Here is a 14,089-nt window from a genome sequence, read left to right as displayed (position 1 = left end):
GCAACGTCGCAGAAGCAGCGTCACGATGATTACTCAGCTCGTTCGTTCGCGTTGCTGCCAAGGGGCAGGCTTCCTGCGATCCCCTCCACTGCCGGCCCGGCGAGTGCGGCGTTTGAGTCACCGACAAACCACATAGGCATCTTTGGCGGCGTCAAATTCTCCCGTTCCGTTGCGCAGCCGTCGCTGTCTGCTCGGGAACAGAGATGCCAGAAATCTGACATAGCGTTGGGTCCACGCCACAGCGACATCGACGTCTATGCGAATTTCTCCCATGTTGCGCATATCGCGCCGCGCAGTTCGCACGCGGCACGGGAATTGCTGATTTCAAACGAGGAGGCGCCGCTGTCAGATGGATGGAGCGGCCCTGTCACAGGAGTGCCGATGAGACTTGCGACGCTGCAAACGACGCGCGTGAATGTGGCGGCCGCCATGAAGTGCGGCGCGACTAAAAGGCGATCCGCACCACATACCTGGGCGAGCTGGACGTGCAGGCGATCACTGGGCCCGTAAGGCGACCTGCTTTTCACTTTTTGGCTGACGCACATGGATGTCTTTTCGGCAGAGATTGCGCAATCCGTTGCGCTCACGATTGAGCTAGCCAGCGTAACGACCGTGATCCTCCTCGTGATTGGTGTGCCCCTCGCTTGGTGGCTAGCGCGCTCAAAGAGTCTTTTGAGCGAGGCGGTGGCGACGATGATCGCGCTGCCGCTAGTGCTACCGCCGACGGCTCTCGGCTTTTGCGTACTCGTGTTGCTCGGCCCAAACGGACCGGGTGGCGTTCTCGCCTCTTTGTGGGGCGAGCGCACGCTCGCTTTTACCTTCGCAGGAATCGTGATCGGCTCGGTCCTATCGGCGCTGCCGTTGGTGGTGCAGCCGATCCGTAACGCCTTTGCTGCGATAGGAGACCACGGGTTGGAAACTACGGGGCGCGTTTCGTCGTTGTACGGCTTCATTACCGCCAGGGGGCCGCTGGCACGATTGGAGTTTGTTAGAGCCGCCGTGGTTGGCTTTTCTCATACGATCGGCACATTCGGCGTCGTGATGATGATCGGCGGCAACATTCCTGGGCGCACCAAGGTTTTGTCAGCCTACGTCGTAGACTTCGTTCAAGCATCGCGCTGGCGCGAGGCGAGTGTGGTGGCCGGCGGTATGGTGATGTTCGCCTTTGCGGCAATCGTCACCTTAGCCCTAATCGACAGACACTGTGCCAGGAGAGGCACCGAACCCTCTTAGGTTAGCCGGCTGGACATATCCGATCACGACCGAGCAACAGTATTGCAAGCCGGATGCATCAATCCTTGCGAGGTTACAATGAACAAGCTTATTATGGCCGCGGCGGCTGCTGGGATCGGCTTCAATTCAGTGCACTCCGCGCCTCTGCCCGAAGCGGCGGCCCATGACGTCGGCGTTTCTCAGCAGCGCCTCGCCAAGCTCGACGAGTTCTTCGCTCGCGAAATCGCTAGTAAACGCGTGCCGGGTGCGGTGGTTGCAGTCGCCAGGGACGGCAAGCTGATTCACTACAAGGCATACGGGCAACTCGATCCTGCAAAAGGAAAGTCGATGCGGCTCGACGCGATGTTCGCGCTTGCGTCTATGACCAAGCCGATGGTGGCCGTTGCGGGACTTATCCTCATGGAGCAAGGTCGCCTGCCTCTACGGGCCAGGCTTACGGATTACTACCCGGAATTCGCAAACATGAAGGTGGGGGTGCCACAGCATGACGGCTCATTGGAATTTCAAACGCAGAGTTCTCCGATCTACATCCACGACCTCTATCGCCACACATCCGGGCTCACCTATGGCGCGCCCCCCGAAAGCTCAGACCAAGTGGCGCGTCTCTATCCCGATTTCGCCGCTCCGCCACTAAGGGGCGATAAGCAGGCGTTCATCGAAGCCATTACTAAGCTGCCGCTAGCGCACCAACCGGGGACGGAATTCGAATACGGCTTCTCGATCGATGTGCTGGGAGCTGTCGTGGAACAGGTCAGCGAACAGCGATTGGGCGACTATCTTGCCAGAAACCTGTGGAAGCCCATCGAAATGCAGGATGCCACTTTCCATTTGTCTGAATTGCAACGCGAACGCCTCGCTCATCCATTTCCAGCCGACCCGCTTACGGGAAAGCCACAAGATATCGAGCTCCTCGAAAGTTCGACTAAGTTTGACTGCGGGGGGCTTGCGCATTTGCCACAGTCGGTGACTACGTGCGCTTTGGACAAATGCTGCTCAACGGCGGGGAGCTGGATGGGCAGCGCATTCTCGGTCCGAAGACGGTGCGCCACATGATTTCCGACCACCTCGGGACAGAGATCAAAAATAAGGTCGCCAATGTGGAGGCGCACCGTGCCGGCTTCGGCTTCGGGCTCGGAGTAGCTGTACGCATAAACGAGGGTCTCTCGGCGGTTCCGGGCAATCCAGGTGAGTTCACTTGGACTGGCGCCTACGGGACACAATTTTTCTGCGACCCAAAGGAGCGTCTCGTCGTGGTCGTTGGAACGGCAGCGCCCGGAGAAATCCGGAAGTATTACCGCGAACAAGTTCAATATATCGTCTATGCTGCAATAATCCGATAATCCGCTTTAGGCCGAAAGGCTCGGCCGATCGTTTTCAGGGGTCGGCAGACAGTGCTGCTACTGCGCATCGATGTCGACTGAAGTCGGCGCCGTTACCTGCTATCAGCGTTAGCGCGGATCACGCCATTGCTTCAACAACGGGATCGCCTCCGCTATCGCGAAGAAGCTCTTGCAGGCGGGTTTGGTGTCGCGATAAGCCAAGACGATCGCGAATTGCTATCGATCGGCTCGCGGGACGAGCGCTCCTGTGATGGCTCTGAAAGCCCAAGCTCTCGCTTACGATCCTGCGGCGATGCCGTGAGGCGAGGCGCTTTGAATCACAGGCAGATTGGATCGATCAGACCTAAAAAGCGAGGGCGGTGTTCGCGCCGCGGCTTACCTTCGTCGCTCGAGAGCCCCTTTGGTACGGGCTGCTTGCGCAGTTGCGACTATGAGCGGATTAACGCCCTTGGTCAGCAATCGGCAAGTCTGATTAGCACTGGAGGCAGTTCGGGCCCGTCAACTGACACCAATTCCATTGAACAACCAGCATGACGCGCGAGTGTCGCGGTCGTGCAAACGCGAGCAAGACGTAGTCGCCGTGCAGTGGTAAAACATCGCGATGCCGTGTTGAAGTGCTCACATGGACGTCCAAAACCGGACACCATTGGCATGACAGATCAATCGCGCCGCTTGTGGCTCGCTGGCTGCTTTCGACAGTCCGCAAATCCCGAAGCGGTGACATGGTATCTGTTAAGGGTTTCCCTTCGATGGCTTGTTTCTTGCTGAACGTCAGTAATTCGTTACGACCGACGACAACTCACATGGAACGCTTCATGGGTGGTGCAACGGAAACGTTCTACAGCGTGATCAGACGTCAGGGTATGACACGTCGTAGTTTCCACAAATTCTGCAGTTTGACTGCCGCGAGCTTGGGACTTGGTCCACTCGCCGCAAGCAGTATTGCTAACGCCCTGGAGACCAAGCCGCGTTTGCCAGTCATTTGGCTGCACGGGCTCGAGTGTACCTGCTGCTCGGAAAGCTTTATCCGCTCGGCCCATCCCTTGATTAAGGACGCGCTGCTGTCGATGATTTCGCTCGACTATGACGATACGATCATGGCGGCGGCGGGACACCAGGCCGAAGCCATCTTGGAGGAAACTCGTGCAAAGTACAAAGGCAGGTATGTGCTCGCCGTCGAAGGCAATCCACCGCTGAACGAGGGTGGCATGTTCTGCATTGACGGCGGCAAGCCGTTCGTTGAAAAGCTCAGGTCCATGGCGGAAGAGTCCATGGCGATCATCGCTTGGGGCACGTGTGCGTCTTGGGGATGCGTGCAAGCGGCCAAGCCCAATCCGACTGGCGCGGCGCCGATCGATAAGGTGATCACCAACAAGCCGATCATCAAGGTGCCCGGGTGCCCGCCTATCGCAGAGGTCATGACCGGCCTCGTGACTTTCATCACCACGTTCGGAAAGCTTCCGGAGCTCGATCGCCAAGGGCGTCCAAGTATGTTCTATTCCGAGCGCATTCACGACAAGTGCTATCGGCGTTCCCACTTCGACGCTGGCCAATTCGTCGAAGAATGGGACGATAAGTACGCACGCAAGGGCTATTGCCTGTACAAGATGGGCTGCAAGGGGCCAACCACCTACAATGCCTGTTCGGCCCTTCGGTGGAACGGCGGCGTTTCATTTCCGATTCAATCCGGCCACGGCTGTTTTGGCTGCTCCGAAGACGGCTTCTGGGATATGGGGTCATTTTACGACCGACTCACAACCATCAAGCAGTTCGGGATCGAGGAGAACGCCGACCAGATCGGCATGGCCGCTGCCGGCGTAGTTGGGCTAACCGTCGCTGCCCATGCGGCGGTCACCGCCGTGAAGCGGTTGACCCACAAGTCGGATCCCGCAGCCCACAAAAGCAAACCGAGTTGAGGAGGGGACGACGGTGGCCGTCCAGACACCGAATGGGTTCAATGTTGATCGTTCAGGCAGGCGAATCGTCATCGATCCGCTGACGCGGATCGAAGGCCACCTGCGTGTCGAAGCCAATCTCGATTCCGAGAATGTGATCCGCAATGCGGTCTCGAGCGGAACGATGTGGCGGGGCATCGAAGTCATCCTGCGCGGGCGTGATCCTCGCGACGCCTGGGCGTTCACCGAGCGGATTTGCGGGGTCTGCACCGGCGCCCATGCGCTCACCTCCGTGCGCGCAGTTGAAAATGCACTAGGAATTGCGATTCCGAAGAATGCCAATTCGATCCGCAACATCATGCAGCTGTGCCTGCTCGTTCATGATCACCTCGTACATTTCTATCACCTGCACGCGCTGGATTGGGTCGACGTGGTCTCCGCGCTCAAGGCCGATCCCAAGTCGACCTCGGCGCTCGCGCAGTCTATCTCGCCCTGGCCGCTGTCGTCCCCTGGCTATTTTAAGGATTTGCAGATCCGGCTCACCAAATTCTTCGGATCAGGGCAACTCGGTCCGTTCAAGAATGGCTATTGGGGGCATCCGGCCTACAAGCTGCCACCGGAAGCGAACCTGATGGCTGTAGCGCATTATCTGGAAGCGCTGGACTTCCAGAAGGAGATCGTCAAGATCCAAGCTATCTATGGTGGTAAGAACCCGCATCCGAACTGGCTGGTCGGCGGCGTGCCCTGCGCGATCAACACCGAGGGACCTGGTGCGGTGGGTGCGATCAATATAGAGCGACTGAACATCGTGGCCTCGATCATCGACCGTTCGATCGAGTTTGTCGAGCAGGTCTACCTGCCCGACATTGCCGCGATCTGCTCGTTCTATAAGGACTGGCTCCATGGCGGCGGACTTTCGAGCAAGAGCGTGATGTCCTATGGCGACATCCCCGAAAACGCAAATGACTATTCCGCCAAAAGTTTCAAGCTGCCGCGCGGGGTCATACTTGGTGGCGATCTCAAGGAGATCCTGCCGATCGACCATGGTGATCCCGAGCAGATCCAGGAATTCGTCGCGCATTCATGGTATAAATACCCCAACGATTGCTGTGGACTGCATCCCTGGGACGGCATCACCGAGCCGCATTTTGAACTTGGGCCAAAACTCAAAGGCAGCAAGACGGATATCGAGGAACTCGACGAAGGCGGCAAGTATTCCTGGATCAAAGCGCCGCGCTGGCGCGGCCACGCAGTGGAGGTCGGGCCGTTGGCGCGATACATCATCGGTTATGCGCAAGGCAAAGCCGAGTTCAAGGAGCCGGCCGAGAGACTACTCAAGCGGCTCAATCTTCCCCTGACTGCGCTGTTCTCGACGCTTGGCCGTACTGCGGCGCGGGCGCTCGAATGCCAATGGGCGGCGCATCAGATGCGTTATTTCCAGGATAAGCTGGTAATCAACATCAAGGCAGGCAATACGGCAACTGCCGATGTCACCAAGTGGAAGCCGGAGAGCTGGCAGAAGGAGGCCAAGGGCTACGGGTTCAGTGAGGCCCCGCGCGGCGCGCTTGGGCACTGGATTAAGATCAAGGACGCCAAGATCGACAATTATCAATGTGTCGTGCCGACGACGTGGAATGGATCTCCTCGCGATCCCAAGGGCAATATTGGCGCCTTTGAAGCCTCCCTGATCGGTACCCCGATGCTCGATCCGCAGCGGCCCCTGGAGATCTTGCGCACGATCCATTCCTTTGATCCGTGCTTGGCTTGCTCGACCCACGTGATGAGTCCTGACGGCCAGGAAATGGCTTCGGTCAGTGTTCGTTAGCGACATGCTTGATAGAGCCCGGAAGCTCCTTGCCAGCGTCGATGCGAAACCCACTGAACGAAGCATCGGCGCTGGCACCGCCTTCGCGCCGGTGCGACTGTGGCATTGGGTTAATGCGGGGGCCATTCTGATGCTGAGTTTAACCGGCTATGTCATGGGAACCGGTACACCCGCGATGGCGGGAGAGCCAAGCGGCAATTTCCTGTTCGGCTATATCCGCTTTGCTCATTTCTCGGCGGGATATGTGCTCAGTATCGGCTTTCTTCTGCGGATCTACTGGGCGTTAATCGGAAACGCGCATGCCATGCAGATCTTTTGGTTGCCGCTCTGGCGTAGGTGCTTTTGGCGCGAGGTGTACCACGAGATTCGCTGGTACGCGTTCCTGACAGTTGAGCCCGAGAGGCGGCTCGGGCACAACCGTCTTGCTCAGCTCGCGATGTTTTTCATGTTTACGCAGACGATCACGTTCATGGTCGTCACAGGCTTTGCACTTTATGGGCAAGGTGCCGGTACTGACAGTTGGCAGTACACGTTATTCGCCTGGGTATTTTCAATTTGGCCGAACAGTCAGGACGTCCATACCTGGCATCATCTCGGCCTGTGGGTGATCGTGACCTTTGCGCTGGTCCACATCTACGCGGTGGTCCGGGAAGACTCATGTCGCGCCGGAGCATCGCTTCTGTGATATCGGGTGAGTGCGGGTTTCGCGATTGACTGGGAAGCGGATGCATCCGGAAAACAAGAAAAGGATCCTGGTGCTCGGCATCGGCAATATCCTGTGGGCGGATGAGGGATTCGGCGTACGGGTGGTCGAGGAGTTTCACCGGCACTACGCGATCGATGACAACGTAACCGTCCTCGATGGCGGCACACAGGGACTCTACCTCATCAGTTTTCTGGAGCAGGCCGATTGCCTGATCGTGTTTGATGCCATCGACTATGGATTGCTGCCCGGGCAGTTGAGGCTGGTGCGAAATGACGAAGTGCCAAAATTTACAGCCGCCAAGAAGGTGAGCCTGCATCAGACCGGCTTTCAGGAGGTCTTGAGTGCGGCCGACCTGCTTGGCCGTCGCCCGCGAGAGCTCGCTCTCATTGGCTGTCAGCCGATGAACCTGGAGCATTGGGGCGGTCCGCTGACCGCCCCGGTACGCGTCCAGATTGCACCTGCGATTAAACTGGCTTGCAAACTCCTGGCGCAGTGGGACTCGCCGGCAAAGCCGCGGACCGCGCCGCTGCCTGCATCAGAAGGGCTGTTGGCGAACAATATCGACCGTGCAAGCTATGAGATGGGGGCGCAGCCGATCTAGCGGCCGCGATCGACCATGTGTCTTGGCTTGCCAATGACGATTGTCGAGATCGACGGCATCATGGCGCTTTGCAAGTATGGCAATGAACAGCGGCGCGTCTCGGTCATGCTGCTCTCCGACGCCTCGGCCGGCGCCAAGGTGCTCGTTCATATCGATACCGCGGTGCGGCTTTTGGACGAAAATGAAGCAAGGCTGATCTCGGAAGCACTTGAAGGGCTCGAGGCCACCCTCAACGGCCAGGACTGCGATCGCTTCTTTGCGGACTTGATCGGTCATGAGCCGCAATTGCCCGAGCACCTACGCTAGCAGTTCCGCTCGCCGGTTGCGCCGACCAAGCTTGCTCACAAATCGATTCCAGTCGCACGTAACCTCGGCATGGAAAATGTCAGGGGCTTCTGATTGGCACACGCCTTGCTATTACCCTCCTAGCAGAACCGAACAGTATCAGAAAGGCGTGTGATGAAGTTGCAGCCGGCACAGCATGGTCTGGCGCGGCCCGCTGCGTCCGACGTGGAGCGCGTCAGCGTCGATGCGCGCCTGGTCGCGCACGCTCCCGTGAGAGTGGCCGTGATGCCGCTGCCAGCGGCCGATCCCGTATATCTGCTTCGGATCATCCAGGTCGCATTCTTACTTTCTGAGATGGTCAAGACGTTTCGGCGGCGTAGGCAAGGAGCAGTGCCTGCGCGCGCTGTAGGTGGCGAACTGGTTAAGTGGCTCGACCTGCGAGGCCCGCCGACGCCGATCCTCTGCCGACGGCACGATACACTCCGCCTGATCGGTAGGAGACCGGTCCGTTTCGTCGCGATCGATCGCATTTCGGTACCGAGGGTTCGGCCACACGCCGGCAGCGCTTGTGTCGGCAAGTGCATTGCCTCACGATGCAGCCAACGGAACATCGCGTTATGAAAACAGCGATCCGCGTTGTTTCCGACGTCGCCGTTGGGGCGGCGAATGGCCTTGCCACGGGCTCTGGAAATCTTGATGTATTCTATAGCGGGTTGACGAGTGCGACTGCGCTCGTCAAGCGCGCTTGGCGCGACGGCGACGAGCTTGCAGGGACCTATCCGAATGCCACCGCGCTATTATCGAATGCCGCTGCTGCCGTTGGCAGCCAGAGAAGCAGCGGTCGGACACAACTGTACGGGCTCGCGCATCTCAGCGATCCCGAGCGCAAGCTGATAAGCGAAGTGCTCGGAGCGGGTGAGGTCGCCGGCGTGGTTGCGCTGCCAGATGGCTCTTTGGCGCATATCCGTGAGTCCGTGCTTGCAGGAATTTGGCGCGTGCGCATCGGAAGCGAGCCGGCGCGCGAATATCTTGAGGTCGGAGCGATCCCGCAGATTGTCCGGCGCGCCGCAACTGACCTGACGTCCGCCGACCTTGCGATCGGCCCGGCGCCGGACGGCGCGATGAACGTGCGACCGGTGCTCGCTGAAATACGCGAGCGGGCCCGCGTCTGGCGCCTTGGAATGCGCGCGCATGTCATCAATCTCACCTTGCTGCCGATGAGCGTTATCGACCTGGCATTCCTGCAGCAAAGCCTGGGCAATGGTCCGGTCCAACTCATCTTCCGCGGCTACAGCACGTGCCGAGTGCAGGCGACCGGGATCAGGAACGTCTGGTCGGTGCAGTTCTTCAATTCTATGGACAATATCATCCTTGATACGCTGGAGGTCGGCGGCGTGCCGATGGTTGCGTTGGCTGCCGACGAGGATTTCCGTGACTCTGCCGAGCGCATGCAGGAAATTATTGCGGCGTACTTCACATGAAGAGCTTGGAGAACGTTCGCCGTCCGGTGGGATCCCGCAGTCAGCGACCGCCGGCATACGTGGCGCAGGAGTTGGTGGAGCGGTGCGCATGAGCCTCGCTGCCAGCAACAAAATCGTTATCACCGTATCGCTAGCTGCCGACGTAGTCGCCGCGATCGAGATCCTGCCGCGAGTCCGGCCGCCGCTGGCACGGCTGTTCGCTGGGAAACAAGCCTCGTCGCTGCTCAAGCTGCTGCCGCGGCTCTTCGCGTTGTGTGCCGCTACACAGCAAATTGCACTGCTGTCCGCGGTCGAGACGGCGCGCGAGGAAGTGATCACCCGCACAACAAAGCAGCGCCGTATTGCGCTTATCGTTATTGAGCGCGTTGCGGATTTGCTACGCGGCCTGCTTGTCGGACATCTTGCGCAAGACATCGCGGGCGCGGCGGAAATCCGCTCCCTGGTGCGGGGAATGTCAGCGCTTCTCGGCAGCGCACACTCACCCTGGGGCTCTGCCCAACGCGAAGCAACAGCGCGGATCGTGGGTGCGCTGAACGCGCTCGGTATGTCGGATGAGGGGCGCGCGGTGAGGTCCGGTAGCCCATTGGCGCTTCGCATTGCGGCGCTTGATGAGGTCGGCCTCAAGCCAATTCCGGCGGAGCACTCGTTCCTGTCCGTTGCTGACGACCTCAACATCGTTAAACGGCTGCTCGTGGATGGCCCGACATTTTGCTATCGTCCAGATCTTGACGGACATGTGCCTGAGACGGGTCCATGGGCGCGCCAAATGACGCGTGATCGGCTCCCGCCGAGCCCCTCCCCGGCCGAGCGGCTGGGTGCCAGAATTGCTGAAACCCTCCGGTTATGTGCCTGGCTCAAGACCGGTGCTCAGATTGACTCGGCAGAGCATGGGATTATCGAAACATACAAGTTGGGGCCCCGCCGTGCGGCGGCCGCGGTCGAATGCGCCAGGGGGCGTCTCTACCACGGGGTTGAGCTCGATCCTCAGGGCCGGATATCCCGCTTCGAATTCCTTGCGCCGACGGAGTGGAATTTCCACCCGTGCGGACCGCTTGTCCGCAGCCTGCAGGGAGCGGTGCTGACGGTTGGACGACGTCGGGATGCAGTCGATGCGGTAATTGCATCGCTCGATCCGTGCGTCGGGTTCACTCTCAATTTTCGCGAAGTTGGCGATGCATGAAATGGCGATTTGTCTCGGCATCATTCAAATCGTCGAGGAGGAGGTACGTCACCGACCGTTCTCGCGGGTGCGGAGCGTCTGTCTAGAGATGGGAGCGTTGAGTCATGCCGCGCCTGAAGCGCTCAGGTTCTGCTTTGCTGTCGTTGCAACGCGGACGGTTGCCGAGGGTGCAGTCCTTAATATCGTCGAACTGCCTGGCCTTGCCTGGTGCATGAGCTGTTCGAACAGCGTCGAAATTGCGCGCCGCGGTGAGCGCTGTCCTTGCTGCGGCAGCTATCAGTTGCAGGTAACCGCGGGCGAACAGATGCGCGTGAAAGAGCTGGAGATCGATTGATGTGTACCGTTTGCGGCTGCACCGAAGGGACGCCGTCGACCAAACGCGCCAAGGCGCATGATGTGGAGCGCCATGAGGGATACGCTGCCCATGTGCCGGGCGATTGCGATTGCCATTGTGCCCGTCCGCATGGCGACCAAGGCGCGCAGCGTTCAAACCATGCTGGCGATAGTCATAGTCGCCATCCTCAGTCTGCCCATCACCAGGCTCATGGTGGGCAGGCGCTTCTGAGCGGCGCCGGGCCGGCTGGCTTGAAGGTCGGGGGCATGAGCAGAGAGCGGGTCATTCAGATCGAGCGCGATATTCTTAGCAAGAATAATGGGATTGCGGCGCACAACCGCGCGCTCTTTCTCGCTAATGACCTGCTTGTATTTAATCTTTTATCCAGCCCCGGTGCAGGTAAAACGACGCTACTCGTTCGCGCGGCGTCTGAGCTCAAGCGCAGCCGGCCGGTAGGGGTTATCGAGGGCGACCAGCAGACCTCGAACGATGCCGAACGCATCCGGGCCGCCGGCGTGCCAGCCATTCAAGTTAACACCGGCAAGGGCTGCCATCTCGACGCCGCCATGATTGGCGAGGTTTATCGCCGGTTGCCGCTGCTCACGGGTGGTATTCTCTTTATCGAGAACGTCGGTAATCTGATTTGTCCTGCAGCCTTCGATCTCGGCGAGGCTTGCAAGATCGTACTGCTATCCATTACCGAAGGTGAAGACAAGCCGCTCAAATATCCTGATACGTTTGCCGCTTCTTCGCTGATGGTGATCAACAAGATTGATCTGGCCCCGCTGCTTGAGTTCGATTTCCGCAAGACGATCGAATACGCAAGACGAGTCAATCCAAAGATCGAGGTGCTCTTAGTTTCGGCTCGTACGGGTGAGGGTCTTGGCGCGCTCTACGCCTGGATCGATAGACAGGCAGGGCATCAAAGGCGCCCCGTAGAGGATATAAGGCGATGAGCGCCGCAACCAACTGCGACCGAACGCGGCTGAGGGTGCGCGTGACTGGGGCCGTGCAAGGGGTCGGCTTTCGTCCTTACGTCTATAGACTCGCCATGCGCTACGGATTGGCGGGGTTTGTCATCAATGGCCCCGAGGGCGTTACGATCGAGGTCGAGGGCAACCGTGCGTCGGAGTTTGTAGCAACATTGCCCCTCGAGGCGCCTCCATTGGCACGCATCGACAACATCTGCGTTCGGGAGACTTCCGCGCTTGCGGCGAAAGAGTTTTTGGTCGGCATGAGCGAAGCCGGCAAATTGTCAACCCAGATCGTCGCTGATGCTGCTGCCTGCCAGCAATGCCTCAGCGAGCTGTTCGATCCAGAAAGCCGGCATTACCTTTACCCCTTCATCAGTTGCTGCCATTGCGGCCCACGCTACACCATCGCCGAACGCCTTCCGTACGACCGCCGCAACACCGTGATGCGGGCTTTTAGGCTGTGCGCCGCCTGCGCGGCCGAATATGCCGATCCGGCGAGCCGCAGGTTCCATGCGGAGGCGATCGCGTGTCCGGCATGCGGGCCTCGGCTCAGCCATGGGATCAGCGCCATTGTCGCGGCAATCGCGGGGGGACAAATCGTGGCGATCAAGGGGCTCGGAGGATACCAGCTTCTTTGCGATGCGCGTAACCAGGACGTCGTGCAGCGTTTGCGCAGGAGAAAGCAGCGCCTTCAGAAGCCGTTCGCGGTTATGGTCGATTCCATAGAGCGCGTCAGCGCCATCGCGGAGGCGAACGCGCCCGAGCTTGCGCTGCTCGAATCCGTAGCGCGTCCCATCGTTCTTCTGTCTTCGCGCAACAATTTGGCGCCCGCCATAGCTCCTGGCTTATCGCGCGTGGGTGTCATGCTGCCTGTAGCGCCGCTGCATCACGTCATCCTTCATGCGCTTCGCTCGGCAGGAGCATGTGCGCGGACCGGCCCGGCTATCGTCGCCACCAGTGCCAACCTTTGCGGCGAACCGCTCCTGACTGACGACGCGCAGGCGCTGCGGCGGCTCAAGGGGATCTCCGACCTTATCGTGACCCATGATCGCGACATAGTGACGCGTGCTGATGACTCCGTGGTGTCGGTGGTGGCTGGCCGGCCGCAATTTATTCGTCGTGCCCGTGGCTATGTTCCCGAACCGATCAGGCTTGCGAAGTCTGTGCCGCCTGTGCTCGCCGTCGGCGGTGCACTGAAATCGACCGTCACGATCACGCGGGACAACGAAGCGTTCATCTCCCAGCATATTGGCGATCTGGATACGGCCGAAGGCATCCGTGCGTTCGAGGAGACGATTCGACACCTCACATCGAGCCTTGATGTAGAGCCGGTCGCCATCGCCCATGATCTGCATCCTGATATGGCTTCTACCCGGTTTGCGGAAGCAAATGGCCGCGTGCTGGTCGCTGTCCAGCATCACCACGCACACGCTGCCGCAGTGATCGCCGAGCATGGCCATGCTGGACCAGTGCTTGCCCTGGTGCTCGATGGCCATGGCCTTGGCCCCGAAGGCGGTAACTGGGGTGGCGAGCTATTGTTGTGCGAAGGGACGGGGTTCCGACGCATCGGGCACTTAGCGCCCCTGCAAATGCCCGGTGGAGATCGTGCAGCCCGCGAGCCGTGGCGGATGGCCAGCGCAGTATTACACGGGCTCGGCCGGGGTAACGAAATCGGGCCGCGCTTTGCAGCGCAACGGCAGGCTGGATGTGTGTCGGCCTTGCTCGAACAGCCGGGCGGGGCCACTACGACCAGTGCGGGCCGGTTGTTCGACGCCGCAGCGGCGCTGCTGGGGATTGCGAGTTTGCAGAGCTATGAGGGCGAAGCGGCGATGAAGCTCGAGGCGCTGGTGCGGCGGACTGCGATTCTTGAATCCGGCTGGACGATCGATGGCGGCGTGCTGTCGCTTCGCCCGCTGTTTGCGCGGTTGATTGCAGATGACATTGACGCGGTCGGCGGAGCCGGGCTGTTTCATGGCACCTTCGCCGCTGCCTGCGTTGACTGGGTCACGCGGTCTGCCCGAACAACGGGCGTTAATACCGTCGTTCTGAGCGGCGGCTGCTTCCTGAACGCGGCGCTGGCGGATGAAATCCCGCGCGGTTGCAGCGCTGCCGGCCTTACCCCGCTCGCGCCTCGGCGGGTGCCGCCCAATGATGGCGGTTTGAGCCTTGGCCAGGCCTGGATTGCCGCTCTGCAGATAGCTCAACAGTCGTCCGCCAGGGGAGGAACAGCCTGAT

General features: G+C 59.9%; 10 protein-coding genes and 2 pseudogenes. All 12 read left to right on the top strand.

From position 1 onward, the window contains the following. The first annotated feature begins 543 nt into the window (after positions 1-543). On the top strand, positions 544-1,233 hold the full coding sequence (locus tag ACVWY3_RS25185; RefSeq protein WP_456840871.1) for a molybdate ABC transporter permease subunit: 690 nt from the start codon (positions 544-546) through the stop codon (positions 1,231-1,233). 78 nt (positions 1,234-1,311) lie between these two features. Continuing rightward, positions 1,312-2,573 (top strand): annotated as a pseudogene (locus ACVWY3_RS25180) (serine hydrolase domain-containing protein). Between the two features lie 815 nt (positions 2,574-3,388). Then, complete coding sequence (locus tag ACVWY3_RS25175; protein ID WP_456843454.1) at positions 3,389-4,489, top strand: hydrogenase small subunit; 1,101 nt, start codon at positions 3,389-3,391, stop codon at positions 4,487-4,489. Positions 4,490-4,502: 13 nt separating this feature from the next. Beyond that, a complete protein-coding gene (locus tag ACVWY3_RS25170; RefSeq protein ID WP_456840870.1) occupies positions 4,503-6,293 on the top strand; it encodes a nickel-dependent hydrogenase large subunit in 1,791 nt (596 codons plus the stop codon). Between the two features lie 4 nt (positions 6,294-6,297). Further along, positions 6,298-7,007: pseudogene (gene cybH, locus ACVWY3_RS25165) on the top strand (Ni/Fe-hydrogenase, b-type cytochrome subunit). 11 nt (positions 7,008-7,018) lie between these two features. Beyond that, complete coding sequence (locus ACVWY3_RS25160; RefSeq protein ID WP_456840869.1) at positions 7,019-7,600, top strand: HyaD/HybD family hydrogenase maturation endopeptidase; 582 nt, start codon at positions 7,019-7,021, stop codon at positions 7,598-7,600. Positions 7,601-7,615: 15 nt separating this feature from the next. After that, a complete protein-coding gene (locus ACVWY3_RS25155; protein WP_456840868.1) occupies positions 7,616-7,906 on the top strand; it encodes a HypC/HybG/HupF family hydrogenase formation chaperone in 291 nt (96 codons plus the stop codon). Positions 7,907-8,502: 596 nt separating this feature from the next. Further along, the gene (locus ACVWY3_RS25150) at positions 8,503-9,366 is read left to right on the top strand and encodes a hydrogenase expression/formation C-terminal domain-containing protein (protein ID WP_456840867.1); all 864 of its coding nucleotides are present in this window, start codon (positions 8,503-8,505) and stop codon (positions 9,364-9,366) included. 88 nt (positions 9,367-9,454) lie between these two features. Continuing rightward, complete coding sequence (locus ACVWY3_RS25145; protein WP_456840866.1) at positions 9,455-10,546, top strand: hypothetical protein; 1,092 nt, start codon at positions 9,455-9,457, stop codon at positions 10,544-10,546. Then, positions 10,539-10,880 (top strand): hydrogenase maturation nickel metallochaperone HypA, encoded by a 342-nt coding sequence (gene hypA / locus ACVWY3_RS25140; protein WP_456840865.1) that lies wholly within the window; start codon positions 10,539-10,541, stop codon positions 10,878-10,880. The genes ACVWY3_RS25145 and hypA overlap by 8 nt, the downstream gene beginning before the upstream one ends. Further along, positions 10,880-11,836, top strand: coding sequence for a hydrogenase nickel incorporation protein HypB (hypB, locus tag ACVWY3_RS25135; RefSeq protein WP_456840864.1), 957 nt, complete (start codon positions 10,880-10,882; stop codon positions 11,834-11,836). Before hypA ends, hypB begins: the two co-directional genes overlap by 1 nt. Next, positions 11,833-14,088 carry a carbamoyltransferase HypF gene (gene hypF / locus ACVWY3_RS25130; RefSeq protein WP_456840863.1) on the top strand — a complete coding sequence of 752 codons (2,256 nt, stop codon included), beginning with the start codon at positions 11,833-11,835 and terminating at the stop codon, positions 14,086-14,088. The genes hypB and hypF overlap by 4 nt, the downstream gene beginning before the upstream one ends. Position 14,089 lies beyond the last annotated feature (1 nt).

This window comes from Bradyrhizobium sp. USDA 4486 (genome assembly GCF_054057995.1).
The sequence above is the reverse complement of the archived record's forward strand: the minus strand, read 5'-3'. Positions and strand labels throughout refer to the sequence as shown.